Origin of the sequence: Candidatus Galacturonatibacter soehngenii (genome assembly GCF_008830185.1) — a bacterium.
GTDB lineage: Bacteria > Bacillota > Clostridia > Lachnospirales > Lachnospiraceae > Lachnotalea > Lachnotalea soehngenii.
This window is the reverse complement of record NZ_WAGX01000004.1, coordinates 107,137-126,623: the sequence shown is the minus strand read 5'-3', so window position 1 is coordinate 126,623 and position 19,487 is coordinate 107,137. Positions and strand designations below refer to the sequence as shown.

Genomic DNA, 19,487 nt, shown 5'->3' with positions numbered 1-19,487 from the left:
TGATGCAAAAGCATTGCTTTTGCATCATTTCATTTATAATATTACACAAATAATTGATTCGTTACAGCAGGCAAAACTTCTACTACTTTTTTGTGAATTACAAAATCTGCTAATCGATCCGTATAATGCTCTTCTTCATTTATCAAAACCAATCGATTACCGCTATAATACTGCAATAGTTTTTCCGCTAAAAAAACATTCAAATTACAGCCTATCACCAGCAAAACTTCTGCATTTGTAATAGCCCATGCTGCTTCCGTAATTGAATGATTTGATACCATCTCACCTAACAAAGTAACACCTGGCCGTATGGTGACGTTACATGTTTCGCATAAAGGAACTTTTGACGTACCTGCAATATAGTCAACCGAATAATGCTTATGACATCTGGGGCAAGTATTATCACTTACACTTCCTAATAAATTTACTACTTTTTTACAACCTGCACTTTCTAACGTTGGATGTACACTTCGAGTGATTGTGCATTTTAATTTTCCCATTTGCTCTAGTTGAGCTAACGCTTCAAACGATTGGTTTGGCTTCACGTTAAGTTGAAGCACCTTATGCCTATAGTATTGATAAAAAAGTTTTGTTCTTGTATGAAAAAAGGTGGAGCTATACAATTCTTCGGGTGAGTATCCATAACTCATTTCAATTTCATAGGCTTCGTCATCATCCCTAAAATCAACATAACCATTCTCTTTATAAGTCCCATGCCCGCATAAGCATACAATGCGATTGGTGCTTTTAAGCATATTTACCAACATTTCGTAAGCCATGAAGTATCTCCCATAATTTTTTTAATTTTTTAAATTTTAGTGTCAACAAGTACAAACATAGTATCATATTATTAACTGTAAACAAATTATTGGAGGAAATTAAATGAGTGATTTAGCTGCAACAGGTTGCGGATGCAGTAACAACAATGGATGTAATTCAATTATTTGGATTATATTATTGCTTTGTCTCTGCGGTGGAAATGGTTTTGGTGGAGGCGGATGTAATGACGGATGTGGCGATAATAGCTGTTTCCTTATTATCATCTTACTCTTCTGCTGTGGTGGATTAGGCAACAATGGCTGCGGAAATTCTTTCTGCTAATCTCCATATTCTCTCACAAAAATGCATTCCGTTCTGGAATGCATTTTTTGTTTTTATATAATAGGAAAGTTCGTAGAACTCCTATTATATAAAAACCACGTGGGGATAGCAAAGGGGCGGATTTGGAAGTTATTGCTTCTAATAGAAATTGCATATACTTTTTCCATCGTTTTTTCCACTAAAATAATTAATTTTTACAATTCTTGTTCCTATTGCTCGTATTGGTTCTAACTCTATTTTTTCTTTCTTCCATTACTATTTTTTGTTTTTCCATTCTTTTTATACACTCTTCATCAATTTCATAAATTGTATTATCTTCTATAATAATCTTATTGCCCATAAAAATCCTTTCCTTTCCTATGAAGCATGATAAAATACTGCAACCAACCATGCCTAAGAAATTTTTTAGAAATAAAACTACATAATAATATATGTTTCATAACTCATTCTTGTCATATTATTCCTTCAATATGAATATTATTTTCTAGAGTAAATAAAAAAAGGGGGGGACAACAAATGGAGGAAGAAAAAATCAAAGCAAAGACAGCTTTTGATGCAGCTACCCAATCTCATCACCTAGAAATTATAAAAGCTGCCATCCCCTATATTAATAACTCGGAGCAAAGAGTTATCTCCGTATATGTAAAAGCTTCTGAATTAGCAGAAACAATTTCCTTATTCAGAAGGCCAAATACCAATATCGGTATTACCGCACAGGGGAGCGGTAATGGTGGTAGTATGATGGATATGCTAAATGATATAAAGGCTGTATGCACAGCAAGAGAACAAGAAGCAGTAAATATGTTTATTAATTTTTTTAATGCATATGAAATGTATCGCACTTACAATCAAACGTTTGGAGATGGAGACTCTCAATCCCAAAACAATTCTTCAAATATGTTTGATAGTATAAAAGGTATGTTATCACCTGAACAGCAACAAATGTTTGATACTTACTCATCTATGTTAAATACATAATAGTCAAAATTCTCTAGATTCACATATACTAAATTATAGTATCAAGCAAGAGGAAGCAAGTCTCTTCACTTGTCAAGATTAATTGGAGGAATGTATGAATTCAAAACAATGGTATAATAACGATTCGTTAAAAAATATCGATATGCAAAAGATGTTGATGCTACAAGAATTGATGAAACAATCAAATGGTAAAAAAACATCTGATATGCTGCCATTTTTAATGGCAGCATCAAGACAGGCAAATTCGAAAGGAATGAATTTTTCTAAGGAAGAGATGCAACTAATTATTAACGTCCTAAAAAAAGATATGTCTCCTGCTGAACAAGAAAGAACCAGCAAGATGTTATCAATTCTTGGATTCTAGCCACCTATTTGGACTCTAAGCCCTGTTTTTAGTGCTTCTTCTTTCAGAAGTTGCATCCATTCATTGTTTGGAGGTTTCAAATTTTTCAGTTCATATTCTCTACTTAGGCCAACATATTTGTCACTGCCTAATCTATGGTAAGGGAGCAAATGTAGTTCCTCCACTCCAGGCAACACTTTAGCATATTCTGCTATTGCTCTGATTTCCTTTGGAGTATCATTAAAGGTAGGAACTACAGGCACCCTTATGATTAAATGCTGTCCACTCATTGCAATTTTCATTGCATTGGTAAGTATCCGCTCATTTGGTTGATTCGTAAATTGTTTATGCTTTACTGTGTCCAAATGTTTAATATCCATCAAAAATAAATCCAAATAAGGAAAAAAACGTTCAATTATTTCGTAGTCTACAATGGCAGTTGATTCAATGGCCGTATGAATTCCTTTTTCTTTTGCTGCCATTAATAAAGCAATTGCAAAATCAGGCTGTAGCAAGCATTCTCCACCTGATAAGGTCAGTCCGCCACCTGATCTGTTGTAATAAGGGGCATCTTTCATTACTTCATGCATTACTTCTTCGACCGTAACATCTTTTCCTATTATTTTATTTTTTCCTTTGACTTGCATGTTTTCTATGTCATAGCTTTGTGATTCTGGATTACAGCACCATTTACATTTTAATGCACAGCCTTTTAAAAAAACAATTGTACGTATTCCTGGACCATCATGAATCGAATACCGCTGAATATCAAATATTCTTCCTTTTACTTTTAAAAATTCGTTCATTTCATCCTCCAGTTAAAAACCCTGTGTTGTTCTATTAATAATATCATCTTGTAAAGATCTTGATAATGTTGTAAACAATGCACTATAACCAGCCACACGAACGACCAGATTTTTATAATTTTCTGGATGCGCCTGTGCATCTAATAGGGTATCTTTACTTACTACATTAAATTGCATGTGCATCCCTTTTTCATCAAAAAAACCTCGAATTAACGACGTAAAATTTTGCAATCCTTTTACTCCACTGAGTGCTGAAGGATGAAATTTCTGGTTGAATAATGTACCATTGGATGCAATAAAATGATCTAATTTTGCCACAGAATTTGCTGTGGCAGTAGGGCCTTTATTGTCCCTACCAGAAGCTGGTCCTACTCCATCTGCAATTGGTGTATTGGCGAAACGTCCATCTGGTGTTGCACCTGTTTGTGCTCCTAATGGAACATTCGCAGATACTGGGTATAACCCTGCTTGATACTGCCCACCACGCGGATTTTTATATTTTTCCAAAGGTTTTGTATACGTATAGGCTACATCTCTAGCAAATAAATCAACCTCTTCGATATCATTTCCATACTTTGGAAGCTCATCAATCCATTCTAATAACTGCTCATATTTCTTTCTATCTGTTTCTGAAATATAGTTATCACAGATCATTTTAAAAATATCAGCGATTTGTGATTCACTTACTGGATTACCTGCTTTTACTATCTCTTTTACAATCTCGGTAGTAATAAGTTCCGCCTTTTTCTTTGGCATACCCTTACCAAAGTTATTCTCTAATGCTTTTTTGTATTCTGACAAAGTTAATTTCTTTTCATCAAACACTAATACTTTAATGGCCCATAATGCATCCGTCATATTTGCAATTCCAAATCCTTGCGGCCCTGTAAAATTATAAACAGCTCCACCTTCTTGAATGGACTTTCCTCTTCCAATACAATCTTCTATCATACTTGATTGATATGGCAATGGACATCTTTGAGCATGAGCCAAATCAATTGCATTAATAGCATTCACCATTAGCTCAATAAAATAATTCATTTGCTTTTTATAAGCGTCATAGAATTCTTCAAAGCTTTTCATCAAAGACACGTCGCCAGTTTGTAATCCAACTTTTTCTCCATTCTCATATCCATTTGAAAACACCATTTCCAATGGTCTTAGCATATTAAAGAAAGCCGCATCATGCCAACCATCCGTTTTTCCAGCCTTTTGCGGTTCCACGCAACCGATGATATTATAGGTTCTTGCATCTGCTAGTAAAACACCTCTGTTTACCAATGCTGGAATAATAACTTCATCATTATAATAAGCTGGAAGACCAATTCCTGTTCGAGTAAGCGTAGCTGCTTTCATCAAGAATTCATCTGGTGTCCCATTCCAAACTCGAACCGACAAAGAAGGCGCAGGTAACATTACATGCATAGATGCTTCAATACACATAAAGGATAAATCATTTGTAACATCGTTTCCTTCTTCATCCTGCCCACCTGCTATCAGATTCTGGAATAAGCTATATCCTGCAAATCCTTCTGCCGAGCCAGCATCTCTAACCTTATTCAAATCATTTAATTTGACCCAAATACAATCCATTAACTCTTGTGCAAATTCTCTCGTAATGATTCCCGCATCTAAATCTTTTTTATAATATGGGTACATATATTGATCAAAACGTCCTGGAGAAATGGAATGTCCGCTGGATTCTGTCTGCAACAATAGCTGTACAAACCAAAAGGATTGACAAGCTTCATAAAAGCTTGTAGCTCCATACTCTGGTACATTTGCACAATTTTGCGCTATCGTAATTAATTCTTTCTTTCTGGTACGGTCCTTGCATTCTTGCGCCATATTCATTGCAAGTTCTGCATATCTTCTTGCATATTTAATTGCCGCCTTGGAAGTTATGATTACCGCTTCTAAAAATCTAGCTCTTTTTGCATAATCTCCATCCGTTATACTTAGCTGTTTTAGAGCCTCCTTGGCTTCTTTTATAATCCCTTTATATCCAATGGCCAATACTTTTTCGTATTGTACAGTCAAATGACCAATTCCATTATAAAAATAGTTGCCAGGAGTAAAAATATTATGTTCCATTGCAGTAAGGGTTTCTTGCTCCATATAGGAACTTGCCAACTCACTTGTCGTTTTTCCCTTCCAATACTGATACACCTCATGAAGCTTTTGTTTCGTATCTTCTGCTATCTCAAACGGATCCGCACTTCTTGTTGCTACGGTATCAAATTCTCGCTCCAGCCATTCAAATGAATACTCTGGAAATACCTGACATCCTCTAGGTGCTTTGCTATTACTACCAACAATTAATTCATCTGGTCGAATGGTAATTGGTAGTTCCTCACATATCGCACGAAAGGCCTTTGCTCTTCTCATAATGATAGGCTCATTTTCAGTTTCTTTATAAACTCTAGTAAGAATGACAGCTCTATCTGCCTCAATCACAGGAAGTTTCGCATATAAATGTTCAATTAGCTTCGGTATTCTTGAGCTTTTCGCAATTTCTGAATCATAATATTTTTTCATCTTCACTAGCTCCTTTTCATAACAATGTTAACCCTTGCTTTTTGGTATATCCCCACAAAATCTTATGTTAAATTGTACTATATTTACATCAAAAAGTCAACAAAACATATCATAAATCAAAACAAATCAAACACAAACAAACATATTTATCATTATAATAGGGTGAGCTTCAAAAGAAACTCACCCTATTATATAAATTATGATTCACTCTTATATTATGTAGAGTTATTAATTAAACACTCCAATTAAACCACAAAATATTACGATTGAACCTAGGATAATGCGATAAATACCAAACGCTGTAAAATCATGCTTTTTAATATATCCTACCAAGAATTTAATTGCCCAAACAGAAACAATAAACGCTGTAACCATTCCAAGTATCAAAGCAACAAATTCTGTTGAAGAAAATCCAAACCCAAATTTTAAAAGTTTTAAAAGACTTGCCCCAAACATAACTGGTATTGCTAAATAGAAAGTAAATTCAGCTGCTACCGTTCTTGATGTTCCAATCAATAATGCTCCAATAATAGTAGCTCCCGATCTAGAAGTGCCAGGAATTAATGCTAATACCTGAAAAACACCAATGATTAATGCCGTCTGATAACCAATCTGATTTAAATCATTTATCTTTGCTTTTCTTCCCTTGTTCCATTTTTCAATGATAAGGAACAAAATACCGTAAATAATCAAGGTAGCAGATACCGTTTGGTAATTATAAAACATCTCCTCCAATTTATCATCAAAAAGTAGGCCAATAACGGCTGCTGGCGCACAAGATACAATAATTTTAAACCAAAGGTTCATAATATCCATATCAATGGAAAATGACTTTTTTTTCATCTTGAAAGGAAAAATTTTATTCCAAAACAAGACAACTACCGCCATGATTGCTCCAAGCTGAATTACAACAAAAAACATTTCCTTAAAATCTTTTGACATATTCATTTGAATAAATTCATCCACTAAAATCATATGTCCTGTACTACTAATTGGTAGCCACTCTGTAATTCCTTCCACTATTCCCAGAATAATTACTTTTATTATTTCAATTAATTCCATTCTATTATACCCCTATTCCTAATTTGTCTGCATCGTATTATTTTGTTCTGTGTTATTCAAAGTTGTACCATCCTCTACAGTATTATTAGGTATCGTATTGTTGTTTGGCATTGTAATGTCAGTTGGACTTGTATTTGGCTTAGCAGTATATGTTTCCGTTCCTGGTAGTTCATATACATAAACACCTACACCTCTTGCAATACCTTCATAGATTGTCTTAGCAACATTTGGAGGAAGATTAATACATCCATGTGAGCCATTTGTCATATAAATGTCTTTACCAAACTCTCTTCTCCATGGCGCATCATGCATACCAATATTTCCGTTAAAAGGCATCCAGTAAGATACTGGGGTTTCATAGTCCTCTCCAACTAACGTAGCATTTCTTTGGCGATATTGAATTGGATAAGTGCCAACAGGCGTTCCATATTCCTTTTTTATATTACCAGATACGAAATCTGATTCAATCACCAATTCACCATCTTTATAGAAAAATAAATGTTGAGCTGTCAAGTTTATCTCTACATAAGTATCTCCAACATCATCTTTTCCATAATGCGCGGCAGTTTGAAAATAAACTGGTTCTCTTACACCCTTTGTTCCAGCTTCAATGGCTTCCATTAATTCCTTAAGTTCTGTGCTTCGGTCAAGCCAGTATCCATAGTCGCCTCCTGAAATTTCAATGGTCTTGCCATAAGAGGTTTTTAATGTTCGCACCTGACCAAATGTATTATATGTTTTGCCTATGTAATCTATGAACTCTTTTACTTTTGTCTCATCCAAAGATACATTATAATTATCATCTACTGTAAGCCATTTATGTATTCGTTCTCCATCCACTACTTCTTTATCATCATCAAATTCATAGACTATCTCAGAGCTTACGAGATGATTCAATCTGTCTACTGCTTTCTTTAAGGATTCATTGTCTGCGATTAAAGCAGGTGCTTCATAACAACCTTCCTCCTCAATAGATACCGTTGGTTCCATTGCCAGTATCTTTTGTTTTATTATTTCATAAAATTCTTGTTTTTTAACTAAGTTTCCTTGCTCGGCGTCAACAATATGATAAGAACCATTTTCATATTCTGATATATGAGCATCTTTTGGTGCAACTATCTTGTCTTCATCAAAACATTGCAAATAATTATAAAAGCTATCTAGCAAGTCTTTGTCATAATCAAGCATTGTTCCTATTTCGTAATCATGTTTTTTAAATAGGGCAATTGGCCACAATAATCCACTTTGCTTTTCTTTTAGACTATCTAGTCCACCGTCAAAATATATCTTAAGACCAATATCGCTACCCTTAATCTGTTCTGATACATTGTTTCTTTCTTCAATTGTCAATATGTATTCTCTTACTTCTTTGGAAATTACATTCTCTGCCTTTTCTACAGACATGTTCGAACTCTTTACACCATTTATGGTAGTTCCCTGATAAAAATGCCAGTTATAATAGAATGCACCCGCAAGATAAATAAGTAGTACTGCTGCACCTGTTATAATCCCCGCCCTCATTTGAAGTTTTTTAACCTTCTTAGACCCTCTGCGTTTTTTTCTTTTTTTTACCATAATTCTATCCTACCTAAATCTATACTTTTATTGGTTTCTGCTTTAGAATTTATATAAGATAAGCTTTTTCATATACATGAAAGAGCTTACTTATTCTATCATATGATGATGATGATTTTTATTATAACATAATTTAAAAACAAGTTTAACCCACTTTACTCATTATTTCATAGGTGTTACATAGAATTAATATAATTTTATTGGTATTACTGGGATTTTTTACTGTCATGTAATATCTTACATATTTCTTAACCACATTTTTTAATAGAAAATACACTTATTTTCCAAAAATGCCCACACGACTGTGCAGGCATTTTATGGATATCTTATAATACTTATTTTATACTTTAAAACTGTTTACTTGCTGTTTTAAGCGATTTGATACTTCATCTGATTTTACTACTTCTTGTGTTACTAGATAAGATTGATTCATTATGTCGCCTGAGCGTGTTGCAATTTCAGTCGTTCCAGTCGCCACCTCTTGTGATGCATTTGTGATATCTTCGATTGATTTTAGGACACTTTCGATAGAGGCTAATAACTCTTGAGAAGTTGCACTAAAATCTGTAACTAATTCATCTACAAAACCAGCATCATTTTTGTAAGAATCTGAAATATTATCAAACAAATCAAAGGTCTCTAAAATATCCTTAGAAACAAACTCCAATAGCTTTACCGCATCCCTAGAAAGTCTCTCCACAGAAGAAGTTACCCCTGTGGTTACTTCTTGGATTCTAGCTACTGCATTCTTAGATTGCTCTGCAAGCCCTCTAATTTCATCTGCAACAACAGAAAAACCTTTTCCAGCCTCTCCAGCTCTTGCTGCCTCAATTGCCGCATTTAGCGCTAACAAATTGGTCTGTTGTGTAATACTCATGATAGAGTCAGACAAAATATTTATCTGGTCTACGACTTTCACTTCTTCCAATGCACTTTCTAGACTTTCACTGATTTCACCATGGATTTTTCTTGTAGTCTGTCGTCTGCTAACCGTATCTTCCTTTGCTTTTTCAGCCCTATTAAATATATCATCTACATGCGTAGCTCCTTCATTGGAACGTTTCGCTATATTTCTTGTTGCTGCGTCAATTTCTTGTGACATTGCTGTAATCTGCTGTGTTGAAGCAGCGGTTGCTTCTGTACTTGCAGCAAGTTCCTCCGTTGTTGCAGATATCCCTTCAATCTCTCCATTTAATTGCGACATATTCCGTTTAACATCGGATACGACCTCACTTATCTGATTTGATTCATTTTTTACGCTCTCTAATAAGGTAGCAATCTGTGTCTTCATTTTATCCATTTCCTGTGACAGTGTACCAAATTCATCTCTTCTTTGTAAAATCTTATTCGGTAACTTCTCCGAAAAATCACCTTTTGCTAATACCTGTATGTAAGCTACTGATGTCTTTAATGCACTTAGAATACTAATCGTAATCAAAGAAGAAATTACAATCAAGGCGAGCAAACATGATATACTGATTATTACAATCATAAGTATTCTTTGATTCATGTGCTCTCTTACTGTATTCGTTTCACTCGCTACAGCTGCATCAATATAATCTGTATAATTTCCTGTTCCTATTACCCATTGAAATGCCTCATAGGACTTACTATAGGATCTTTTTGGTGAAGAGTGACTTTCACCTTCCTTTGGAAATACATAATCTGTATACCCACCATCTTCTAGTTGCCCAACTCTTATTATTTCTTCAACCATTTTATAACCATTTGAATCTGTGGTATTGAGTCGGTTTGTTCCTTCTTTATCTCCACCTAGCAAAACAACATTGGTGCCATCGTATGTATCAATCCAAAAATATCCCGCTTCCCCATACCTTAATTCTCTTACCAAATCTGCTGCTAACTTTTTTGCCTCTTCTAAAGTATAATCACCAGCTTCATGCTTTTTATTTACCGTATCTATCAACGATATAACACTATCCACCTGCTCTTTGATGTTCAAATCATAGTCTGTCCGAATGGTTTCCTCTAATTTTATAAGCGCTGCATTTCCAATATCATACATATTTTTTACACTTAAGACTGCCAGCACTGCAATTACAATTGCAGATATTACACAAATCAATAATATCTTCGTACGTACTTTTAAATTATTCATCTTTTTCTCCTCTAAAGCTTAAAAGCTTCTAAGTTTATCGCTTCCATCATCTACTGTCTTGTTAATTTCTTTTATTACGATATAGTAACCGTAATCCTCACTTACTTTTACAAAAACTCTGTCATTCACTTTACGCCCAAGTACGGCTTTTCCAAGAGGTGATTCAATGCTAATTAATCCTGCCAAGGAGTTTCCTCTCACTGTTGTAATTAATTTATATGTCTCAATTAAATCATCTTCCTCAAAATAGACCTTGATTGTATTATTAATACCAACTTCATCTTCTTTTGAATCATCTGAAATGATTTTAGCCGTTTTAATCATTTTTTCCAGATATCGAATCCTACTTTCATTGCTATTTTTATCTTTTTTAGCTGCATAATACTCAAAATTCTCGCTCAAATCACCATGTGCTCTTGCTTCCTTTACTGCCTCCAATGCTTCTTTTCGAACCACCAACTTTCTATATTCAATTTCTTCTTGCATTCTTTTAATATCACTCTTTGTTAATTCATCATACATACTCAACACCTCTTTTAATTTCGATTACATAAAAATGTACCCCTGCTATTAGTTTACACCAATAGCACGAGTACATCAATCCTTTTAACAAGGTGTTTTCTGTAAAAAACACAATTTAAAATTACGCACTTTTTAGTTATTATTGAGCTGATTTGTTTTTATTTGAGAAATATTTTTCTCCGTTAATGATAACGGATTTGTCATGTTCAACAACTGCAATATACGTCTTACCTGTATTTAATTCTATTTCATTGCCATTGTCATCATAGTATTTTGTAGCTCCATTGTCAGAGGTTTTTTTCCAATTAACATGAATTGCTTTTCCTTCTGTGATGAAGTATCCATCATACTCATCGTCAACACATCCAAAAGCAAGATAGCCTTTTGCATCTCTTGTTTCGTGATAAGTAAACTGTACAATTACATTTTCAAACTTTAATTGCTCACCAGTTGCACCATCTTTTTGTGCTGAACCATATAAAGTCTTATAGTAAATTCCCTCTGTCGCATTGTATTCTAATGCAGACTGGGTATATGGAAATGCTGGTGTTAAATCAACTTTAGTAGCTTCTAGCGCACCCGTTGCAGATGCGAGAGTGTTTGGTTCATCCTCTTTTGCAAATTTAAAGTGATCTTCATCAAAGTACTCACTTCTATGCTCTAATGAATACTTAAGGGAATTCGCATATTCTACAATCTTAGGTCCTGATATATATGCATTATGAGGTGCTTGTTTATCTGTTGTACGATAAAAAGCTCCTGCTCCTGGTGCTGCTGTCATACTATTAACAGCACATCCTGTGATATTATCTACATAATCTCTAGATACAATATCTGCAAGATAATATGGACCACCAAAATGTACTAAAATAGAATCCCATTCCAATGCCCAGTAAACATAGTAATCACGGCAACTTCTTACATTACCTAGCTGAGATATATTCTGCCAATCTTCAATGATTGCCATCTGACGGGACATATTTCCTTCTTCCATACATTCATATAAAATCCCTGCATTACCAATACCATATTGAGGCTGTGCTGCTTTATCAGTTGGAAGCATAATAGCAATAGGGCGACTATCTACAACTGCTTTATCTAAAATTTCATTTGTTAAAGCACTTCGTTTCTTTCCCTCTGGAAGTACTTCTTCCTTTGATTCTTCCACGACAGGCTCTTCTGGCTCCTTAACCTCTTCCACTGGTTTTTCAACCGTTGCTGGTTCAACAGGTTCTTGCGTTGCTTTTGAACCACATCCAGCAAACATTAAGGTAGCAGTCATTGCTGCTAAAAAAACTATTTGTAATTTTTTCATAGTTCTCTCTCTTTCTCAATCGTATTCCAGTTTATATTCTGGTTATAAACTGCTATGAAATTATTAAAATAAGTATTAGTAAATTACTCTTACTTGCATGTGCGAAATATTGAATCAAAACAACTTACTAATATTCATTTGATAAAATAATACCAAAAGAAATTTAAAAATTCAATATTTTTTCATTACTTTCTATTTTTGTAAGATTTTCTTAAAATACTTATATTTTCATAATATGTGTAATTGTGTAAAAAGTGAATCCATAAATATCCTTTTGTTCTAATATCAAATAATAAAATTTAATAATAATATGTAAACAGCAAGGCTTTTCACCTTGCTGTTAGCTCCATACATTCATCTGTTTATATGAAACAAATGATTTTATTTTTGAACAATATTTACAATGCGTCCAGGAACATAGATTTCTTTTACAATTGTACCTGTAAGTTTATCTGCGATTTCTTCTTTTGCTTTCGCAATTACATCCTCTTTTGCTTCTTCTCTATTGATTGCAATGGTTCCTTTTGTCTTTCCATTTATTTGAACTGCAATTTCAATGGTGTTTTCCACTGTCTTTTCTTCATCAAATTCTGGCCAGGTTGCTTGATAAATCTTACCTTCAAAGCCTAATATAGACCATAATTCTTCCGTTATATGAGGAGCAACTGGATTAAGCAATGTGATAAACGTTTTAAATTCACCTTTGGTTACTTGGTTCTTTTTATAGAACTCATTAATCAATGCCATCATAGAAGCTATTGCAGTATTGTATTTTAAGCTTTCAAAATCTGCACTCACTTTCTTTATTGTTTGATGCATTTTTGTCTCTAAGTCAGAGGAATATTCCAAATCATCTGTTATCATATCTTGAAGCTTCCACACTCTATCTAAGAAACGTCTGCATCCTTTTACTCCGTCTTCTGACCATGATGCACTTAGTTCAAAAGCTCCAATAAACATTTCGTAGGTACGAAGCGTATCTGCGCCATATTCCGTAATGATGTCATCTGGATTTACTACATTTCCACGTGACTTTGACATCTTCTCACCGTTTTCTCCTAAAATCATACCATGGGATGTTCTCTTTTGGTATGGCTCAGATGTCGGAACAATCTTGTTATCGTATAAGAATTTATGCCAAAAACGTGAATATAATAAATGAAGTGTGGTATGTTCCATTCCTCCATTGTACCAATCAACTGGTAACCAATAATTTAATGCTTCTTTGCTTGCAAGCGCTTCGTTATTATCTGGATCTGTATATCTTAAGAAATACCAAGAGGATCCTGCCCATTGAGGCATAGTATCGGTTTCTCTTTTTGCAGGTCCGCCACAACATGGGCAAGTTGTGTTCACCCAATCGGTCATAGCAGCAATTGGTGACTCGCCATTATCGGTTGGCATATAACTATCCACTTCTGGAAGTTCTAAAGGAAGTTCACTTTCTTCTAGTGGTACATATCCACATTTATCACATGCAATGATTGGAATTGGTTCTCCCCAATATCTTTGTCTTGAGAATACCCAGTCTCTTAATTTAAAGTTAACTTTCTTTTCTCCAATACCTTTTTCACTTAAGAACTCAATGATTTTCTTTTTGGCATCCGCTACTTCTAAGCCATTTAAGAAATCAGAATTTACTATCGTTCCAGTTGCAACATTGGTAAATGCTTCATTTTGAACATCTCCACCTGCTACTACCTCTATGATTGGAAGCCCGAATTTTTTTGCAAATTCCCAGTCTCTTTCATCATGAGCTGGAACCGCCATAATCGCTCCTGTTCCATAAGTCATTAATACATAATCAGAGATCCAGATTGGTATTTCCTTTCCGTTAACTGGATTAATTGCAGTAAGTCCATCCAGCACAACTCCTGTTTTTTCTTTCGCAAGCTCTGCACGTTCAAAATCGGATTTTTTGGCTGCCATTTCTTTATATTCAACAACAGCATTCCAATTTTTTATATCCTCTTTATATTTTTCAATCATTGGATGTTCTGGTGATACAACCATATAGGTAACACCAAATAAAGTATCTGGTCTTGTGGTGTAGATTCTTAACTTTTCTTCTTTTCCCTTAACGATAAAGTCAACTTCAGCACCTTCTGATTTTCCGATCCAGTTTTTCTGTGACACTTTAACTTTTTCCACATAATCAACGCTGTCTAAGCCTTCAATCAGTTTATCTGCATATTCGGTAATTTTAAGCATCCACTGACTCTTAACTTTTCGAACCACTTCAGAACCACAACGCTCACATACACCATTTACTACTTCTTCGTTTGCAAGTCCAACTTTACAAGAGGTACACCAATTAATTGGCATTTCTGATTTGTATGCTAGTCCTGCCTTAAATAGCTTTAGAAAAATCCATTGCGTCCAGTGATAATAATTTGGATCTGTTGTATTGATTTCTCTGTCCCAGTCAAAGGAATATCCAAGTGCGTGTAATTGTTCTTTAAATCTTTGTACATTATTCTTTGTAACAACCTTTGGATGAATTTTATTTTTAATTGCATAGTTTTCCGTAGGAAGTCCAAATGCATCCCAACCCATTGGATATAAAACATTATATCCTTGCATTCTTCTTTTTCGTGCTACAATATCAAGTGCCGTATACGGTCTTGGATGACCTACATGAAGTCCTTGTCCTGATGGATAAGGAAATTCGACTAAAGCATAGTACTTTGGCTTTGAGTAATCATTTTCTACCTTAAATGCTTTCTCATCATCCCAAACTTTTTGCCATTTTTTTTCTACAATCTTGTGGTTATAAACTTCTGACATAAAACTTCTCCTCTCAACTAAAAAAATCCCTCTCATCTCATCAATAGAGACGAAAGGGAATATTCGCGGTACCACTCTAATTCATTTTACATAGTAAAATGCACTCTGTATTCTATAACGGGAACAACCGCCCTAATCTACTACCTTCAATTAAGGAACTCCGAGGCGAGTTGGGAGCTTTCAGGTACTATCTCACACCAACCGATAGTTCTCTGTAACCTTATTTCTCTTAATACTCCTCATCACAGTCTGTATCTATATCTTTACAATATTGATATTTTATCATATGCAATTCATTTGTCAAGAGTCTTTCACATATATTCGTGTTATCGAAAAAATTATTTATTTCTCTTCTTTAAATCTTCCATTAATTTTTTAACACTTCTTCTTTTTTCCTCTGTTTCTTCCTTCTTTACTACAAAAAATCCATTTTCCAATGCTAGGCAATCTCCGTCTTTCGCTTCAATCGGAAGCTTATACCTTGGAATATTAATTATCTTATCCTCCTGTATACAGACAGCAAACTTGCCTTCAAATCTATCAATTATCAATCTCATTCATTATCTCCTCGTACATTTAACTCTTATTACAAGAATACACAAAAAAACTTTATTTGTAAATCGCTAAATAGTACCAATCGATTGAACCTCCTATTTCACAACATGGTTAGTCGCTTCTACAAATTCCAATAGTTTATCATAAGCCTTCTTTGAATCAATTATCTCTGCTGCCATTTCTACTCCTTGTTTTAGTGTAATTTTGTCAATCCCAAGATATAAACACATGCCAGCATTCATAAGAATAACATCTCTTTTTGCTCCTAGTTCTTTTCCTAACAAAATATCTTGACTTATTTTGGCATTTTCTTCTGGAGTTCCCCCTATAAGTTCTGATAATTCGCAAGACTTTAACCCAAAATCTTCTGGTTTAATGGTGTAATTGGTTATATTTCCCTCTCGAATTTCATACACCATTGTCTCTCCTGTTAATGTTATTTCATCAAGTCCATCTTTTCCGCATACAACTACTCCTCTTGTGACTCCTAGATTAGCAAGCACAGATGCCAAGGGTTTTGCAAGCTTTGGGTCATATACGCCTAATAGTTGCATCGTAGCAGCCGCTGGGTTAGACAGCGGACCTAGAATATTAAACACCGTCCGAATACCTAATTCTTTTCTGACTGGAGCGGCATACTTCATGGAGGAATGATACACTGGGGCAAACATAAAGCAAATCCCAATATCATTTAATATCTGTTCATTTTGTGTTGGGGTGAGCATTAAATTAACTCCCAACTTTTCAAGTACATCTGCGGCTCCGCTTTTACTTGATACACTTCTATTTCCATGTTTTGCAACTGGTACTTTTCCTGCTGCAACTACAAATGCACTTGTAGTTGAGATATTAAAGGTGCCTACCTCGTCTCCGCCTGTTCCTACAATGTCTATAACTTCTCTTTGTGGTGTAATTTTGATCCCTTTTTCTCTCATAACCGTTGCAAATGCCGTAATCTCTTCAATGGTTTCGCCCTGCATCCTTAAACCCGTCAAAAATGCTCCCATTTGTGCCTGTGTGGCTGTTCCATCCATCATTTCTTCCATAACACTTTTTGCTTCTTCAAACGTTAAATCCTTGCCATTAATTAGTTGATAAATCGCTTCTTTAATCATAATATTAACTCCTTTCATCATGGGCATATTATGCATGGAGGGGTATATATTACATGGTACTTTTTTATATAATAAATAATTCGAAGAACTTTTCTATTATACAAAAAAAAGCTTCTGCCCCTATAATAGGGACAAAAGCTAAACTTCTGCGGTACCACCCAGTTTGATGTATAAACATCCACTCTTCCTTACGCACAAACATGCATACCTTGTTGTTAACGGATAAGGCTTCCGTCAGCGTCTACTTCCAATTGGTTTCAAGCTGCCCTCACAAGTCCATTCATCATACCATTGTTACTATCTTTCACCACACGATAGCTCTCTGAAAAACAACGCATATCATTACTACTCTTGCTCCACGGTTTAATCCTTTACTTTGCTACAGTATAGTATGATTTTTTCGTTTTGTCAACGATTATTAACTGATTATACATTGATTTTATTTGGTTTAAACGCAAACTTTATTCGATTCATTGCTTCCTCTAGCACTGACCTTGGACATGCTATATTAATCCTTTGAAACCCTTTTCCCTCTTCTCCAAACATCGTTCCATGATCAAGCCAAAGCTTTGCTTTATGGACAATCAGGTTTTCAATTACCTCATCTGGCAATAAAAGTCCTCGAAAGTCTAGCCAGATTAAATACGTTCCTTCTGGTTCTATTAATTTTACTTCTGGTAATTCATGTGTTAAAAACTCTTTCACGTAATTCAAATTATCCGTTAAGTACTCTTTCACGTGAATCAACCAGTCTTTTCCACCTTGATAGGCTGCCTGACATGCAATAATTCCTGTCAAAGAAGGCCAATCGTACCCTGTTTTTACAATTTCTCTTCGAATGCTTTTTCTAATCTGCAAATTGGGAATCCATATATTTGAGATTTGTAAGCCTGCCAGATTAAAAGTTTTTGTTGGTGCAGTACAAGTAATTGTAATTTCTTCATAGGCTTTATCTAATTTGCTTAAAACAGTATGTTTATGTCCTTGGTATACATAGTCACTATGTATCTCATCCGATACTATTGTCACATTCCGTTTCAAACAAATATCTGCAAGCTTTTTTATTTCTTCTTTTGTCCACACTCGCCCTACTGGGTTATGGGGATTGCAAAGCAAAAATATCTTTACATTATTTTGTACTATCTTATTTTCAAAATCCTCATAATCTATTTCATATCTTCCATTTACTAATCTAAGAGGACTATTTACCAATTTCCTGTTATTTCTTTCAATCACCGTGGTAAATGGATAGTACACTGGTCGTTGAATTAAAACACCCTCTCCTTCTTTTGTCAATGCCCGTATTGCCATTGCCATTGCAAAAACAATACCTGGAGTTACCAAAAGCCACTCTTGCTTCGGATTCCAATCATAATGATTAACATACCAGTTTTGCACTGCCTGATAATACTCCTGATTAATTAAAGAATATCCATATACGCCCCTCTCTGCTAGTTCTTTTAATTTGTCTGACACAATGGGAGGAGATAAAAAGTCCATATCTGCAATCCAAAGAGGTAGCAAATCGTCTGGTTTCTTAAATTTAGCTGCTCCGTCATACTTGATACTATATGTATTTTTTCTGTTAATTGGTTCATCAAAATTATATTGCATGGCTACCTCCTTTTTAACGAAATACATAAACGGCAATCTGATTTCACTCAAATTACCGTTTATTCGTATCTATTATGATATTAGAATCAAATTAATCAAACAATGGAGTGGACAAATATCTCTCCCCTGTATCTGGAAGAACTGCTACAATTGTCTTTCCTTTATTCTCTGGTCTTTTTGCTAATTGAATTGCTGCATAAAGAGCTGCACCAGAAGAGATACCAACCAAAATACCTTCTGTCACACCAATTAACTTTCCAGTAGCAAATGCATCATCATTTTCAACGGTTAAGACCTCATCATACACTTTTGTATTAAGAACTTTTGGTATAAAGCCTGCACCAATACCTTGAATCTTATGAGGTCCTGGTGTTCCTTTTGTCAATACTGGTGAACTTGCTGGTTCTACTGCAACCACTTTAATATCTGAGTTCTTACTCTTTAAATATTCACCTGCTCCTGTTACAGTTCCACCAGTTCCAATACCAGATACTAATATATCAACTTTACCATCGGTATCATTCCAGATTTCAGGTCCAGTTGTCTCAAAATGAATCTTTGGATTTGCTTCATTAATAAACTGTCCAAGAATAATTGCATCTGGAATCTCTTTTACCAACTCATCTGCTTTTGCTATTGCACCTGACATTCCTTTTGCACCTTCAGTTAGTACAATCTCAGCACCATATCCTTTTAAAAGTTTTCTTCTTTCAACACTCATAGTCTCTGGCATAACAAAGATTGCTTTATATCCTCTGGCTGCTGCAACAGATGCAAGACCAATACCAGTATTTCCACTAGTAGGTTCAATAATTGTTGATCCTTCTTTTATTAATCCTTTTTGTTCTGCATCGTCTATCATTGCTTTTGCAATTCTATCTTTAACACTTCCTGCTGGATTGAAATATTCAAGTTTACCAAGTATCCTTGCTTCCAAATTCTCTGAAGCTGCTATTTTTTTTAAATCAACTAAAGGTGTTCTACCAACTAATTCTGTAATATTACCATAAATATTTGCCATGATTAAAACCTCCTATTTTTTCCCGTTTTTATTCGA

Annotated in this window: 17 protein-coding genes and 2 other annotated features; of the genes, 3 read left to right on the top strand and 14 right to left on the bottom strand. The window is 34.7% G+C overall.

All coding sequences use genetic code 11. The annotated features are described in order from the left end of the window. Positions 1-41: 41 nt before the first annotated feature. Positions 42-779: a Sir2 family NAD-dependent protein deacetylase gene (locus F7O84_RS03185; protein WP_151141889.1), complete on the bottom strand. Its 738-nt coding sequence runs from the start codon at positions 777-779 to the stop codon at positions 42-44. Positions 780-882: 103 nt separating this feature from the next. Here F7O84_RS03185 and F7O84_RS03180 point away from each other — a divergent pair, with 103 nt between their 5' ends. Beyond that, the gene (locus F7O84_RS03180) at positions 883-1,101 is read left to right on the top strand and encodes a chorion class high-cysteine HCB protein 13 (protein WP_151141887.1); all 219 of its coding nucleotides are present in this window, start codon (positions 883-885) and stop codon (positions 1,099-1,101) included. Positions 1,102-1,288: 187 nt separating this feature from the next. Here the strand turns inward: F7O84_RS03180 and F7O84_RS18915 are convergent, their stop codons facing one another. Continuing rightward, entirely contained in the window at positions 1,289-1,441 is a 153-nt protein-coding gene (locus F7O84_RS18915) for a hypothetical protein (protein ID WP_192451637.1), read from the bottom strand. A 176-nt stretch (positions 1,442-1,617) separates the two neighbouring features. Here F7O84_RS18915 and F7O84_RS03175 point away from each other — a divergent pair, with 176 nt between their 5' ends. Next, positions 1,618-2,079 (top strand): hypothetical protein, encoded by a 462-nt coding sequence (locus F7O84_RS03175; protein ID WP_151141885.1) that lies wholly within the window; start codon positions 1,618-1,620, stop codon positions 2,077-2,079. Positions 2,080-2,173: 94 nt separating this feature from the next. Beyond that, positions 2,174-2,443 carry a hypothetical protein gene (locus tag F7O84_RS03170; protein WP_151141883.1) on the top strand — a complete coding sequence of 90 codons (270 nt, stop codon included), beginning with the start codon at positions 2,174-2,176 and terminating at the stop codon, positions 2,441-2,443. Here F7O84_RS03170 and F7O84_RS03165 read toward each other — a convergent pair. The 12 genes from F7O84_RS03165 to cysK all read right to left on the bottom strand — a co-directional run bounded on the left by F7O84_RS03165 (position 2,440) and on the right by cysK (position 19,451). Beyond that, complete coding sequence (locus F7O84_RS03165; protein ID WP_151141881.1) at positions 2,440-3,228, bottom strand: glycyl-radical enzyme activating protein; 789 nt, start codon at positions 3,226-3,228, stop codon at positions 2,440-2,442. The genes F7O84_RS03170 and F7O84_RS03165 overlap by 4 nt on opposite strands. Before the next feature lie 12 nt (positions 3,229-3,240). Further along, positions 3,241-5,766: a glycyl radical protein gene (locus F7O84_RS03160; RefSeq protein ID WP_151141879.1), complete on the bottom strand. Its 2,526-nt coding sequence runs from the start codon at positions 5,764-5,766 to the stop codon at positions 3,241-3,243. A gap of 228 nt (positions 5,767-5,994) precedes the next feature. Then, positions 5,995-6,828 carry an undecaprenyl-diphosphate phosphatase gene (locus F7O84_RS03155; RefSeq protein WP_151141877.1) on the bottom strand — a complete coding sequence of 278 codons (834 nt, stop codon included), beginning with the start codon at positions 6,826-6,828 and terminating at the stop codon, positions 5,995-5,997. 18 nt (positions 6,829-6,846) lie between these two features. Then, positions 6,847-8,403 (bottom strand): L,D-transpeptidase family protein, encoded by a 1,557-nt coding sequence (locus F7O84_RS03150; RefSeq protein WP_151141875.1) that lies wholly within the window; start codon positions 8,401-8,403, stop codon positions 6,847-6,849. A 340-nt stretch (positions 8,404-8,743) separates the two neighbouring features. Beyond that, the gene (locus F7O84_RS03145) at positions 8,744-10,522 is read right to left on the bottom strand and encodes a methyl-accepting chemotaxis protein (protein WP_151141873.1); all 1,779 of its coding nucleotides are present in this window, start codon (positions 10,520-10,522) and stop codon (positions 8,744-8,746) included. Positions 10,523-10,540: 18 nt separating this feature from the next. Then, on the bottom strand, positions 10,541-11,044 hold the full coding sequence (locus tag F7O84_RS03140; protein WP_151141871.1) for a GreA/GreB family elongation factor: 504 nt from the start codon (positions 11,042-11,044) through the stop codon (positions 10,541-10,543). A gap of 139 nt (positions 11,045-11,183) precedes the next feature. After that, entirely contained in the window at positions 11,184-12,359 is a 1,176-nt protein-coding gene (locus F7O84_RS03135) for a DUF3048 domain-containing protein (RefSeq protein WP_151141869.1), read from the bottom strand. A gap of 381 nt (positions 12,360-12,740) precedes the next feature. Further along, complete coding sequence (gene leuS / locus F7O84_RS03130) at positions 12,741-15,146, bottom strand: leucine--tRNA ligase (protein ID WP_151141867.1); 2,406 nt, start codon at positions 15,144-15,146, stop codon at positions 12,741-12,743. A gap of 42 nt (positions 15,147-15,188) precedes the next feature. After that, positions 15,189-15,401, bottom strand: a binding site (T-box leader). An 83-nt stretch (positions 15,402-15,484) separates the two neighbouring features. After that, positions 15,485-15,703 (bottom strand): DUF3006 domain-containing protein, encoded by a 219-nt coding sequence (locus F7O84_RS03125; RefSeq protein ID WP_151141865.1) that lies wholly within the window; start codon positions 15,701-15,703, stop codon positions 15,485-15,487. 93 nt (positions 15,704-15,796) lie between these two features. Continuing rightward, a complete protein-coding gene (gene trpD / locus F7O84_RS03120) occupies positions 15,797-16,816 on the bottom strand; it encodes an anthranilate phosphoribosyltransferase (protein ID WP_151141863.1) in 1,020 nt (339 codons plus the stop codon). A 124-nt stretch (positions 16,817-16,940) separates the two neighbouring features. Next, positions 16,941-17,184 (bottom strand) — a binding site (T-box leader). 58 nt (positions 17,185-17,242) lie between these two features. Beyond that, entirely contained in the window at positions 17,243-18,430 is a 1,188-nt protein-coding gene (locus tag F7O84_RS03115) for a MalY/PatB family protein (RefSeq protein ID WP_151141861.1), read from the bottom strand. Between the two features lie 91 nt (positions 18,431-18,521). Further along, positions 18,522-19,451: a cysteine synthase A gene (gene cysK / locus F7O84_RS03110; protein ID WP_151141859.1), complete on the bottom strand. Its 930-nt coding sequence runs from the start codon at positions 19,449-19,451 to the stop codon at positions 18,522-18,524. Between the last annotated feature and the right edge of the window lie 36 nt (positions 19,452-19,487).

Coding starts and splice junctions, on each gene's coding strand:
- F7O84_RS03145 (WP_151141873.1), bottom strand. CDS start 10,522: ATGAATAATTTAAAAGTACGTACGAAGATATTATTGATTTGTGTAATA.
- F7O84_RS03140 (WP_151141871.1), bottom strand. CDS start 11,044: ATGTATGATGAATTAACAAAGAGTGATATTAAAAGAATGCAAGAAGAA.
- F7O84_RS03170 (WP_151141883.1), top strand. CDS start 2,174: ATGAATTCAAAACAATGGTATAATAACGATTCGTTAAAAAATATCGAT.
- F7O84_RS03115 (WP_151141861.1), bottom strand. CDS start 18,430: ATGCAATATAATTTTGATGAACCAATTAACAGAAAAAATACATATAGT.
- F7O84_RS03155 (WP_151141877.1), bottom strand. CDS start 6,828: ATGGAATTAATTGAAATAATAAAAGTAATTATTCTGGGAATAGTGGAA.
- F7O84_RS03175 (WP_151141885.1), top strand. CDS start 1,618: ATGGAGGAAGAAAAAATCAAAGCAAAGACAGCTTTTGATGCAGCTACC.
- F7O84_RS03135 (WP_151141869.1), bottom strand. CDS start 12,359: ATGAAAAAATTACAAATAGTTTTTTTAGCAGCAATGACTGCTACCTTA.
- F7O84_RS03150 (WP_151141875.1), bottom strand. CDS start 8,403: ATGGTAAAAAAAAGAAAAAAACGCAGAGGGTCTAAGAAGGTTAAAAAA.
- trpD (WP_151141863.1), bottom strand. CDS start 16,816: ATGATTAAAGAAGCGATTTATCAACTAATTAATGGCAAGGATTTAACG.
- leuS (WP_151141867.1), bottom strand. CDS start 15,146: ATGTCAGAAGTTTATAACCACAAGATTGTAGAAAAAAAATGGCAAAAA.
- F7O84_RS03165 (WP_151141881.1), bottom strand. CDS start 3,228: ATGAACGAATTTTTAAAAGTAAAAGGAAGAATATTTGATATTCAGCGG.
- F7O84_RS03180 (WP_151141887.1), top strand. CDS start 883: ATGAGTGATTTAGCTGCAACAGGTTGCGGATGCAGTAACAACAATGGA.
- cysK (WP_151141859.1), bottom strand. CDS start 19,451: ATGGCAAATATTTATGGTAATATTACAGAATTAGTTGGTAGAACACCT.
- F7O84_RS03185 (WP_151141889.1), bottom strand. CDS start 779: ATGGCTTACGAAATGTTGGTAAATATGCTTAAAAGCACCAATCGCATT.
- F7O84_RS03160 (WP_151141879.1), bottom strand. CDS start 5,766: ATGAAAAAATATTATGATTCAGAAATTGCGAAAAGCTCAAGAATACCG.
- F7O84_RS18915 (WP_192451637.1), bottom strand. CDS start 1,441: ATGGGCAATAAGATTATTATAGAAGATAATACAATTTATGAAATTGAT.
- F7O84_RS03125 (WP_151141865.1), bottom strand. CDS start 15,703: ATGAGATTGATAATTGATAGATTTGAAGGCAAGTTTGCTGTCTGTATA.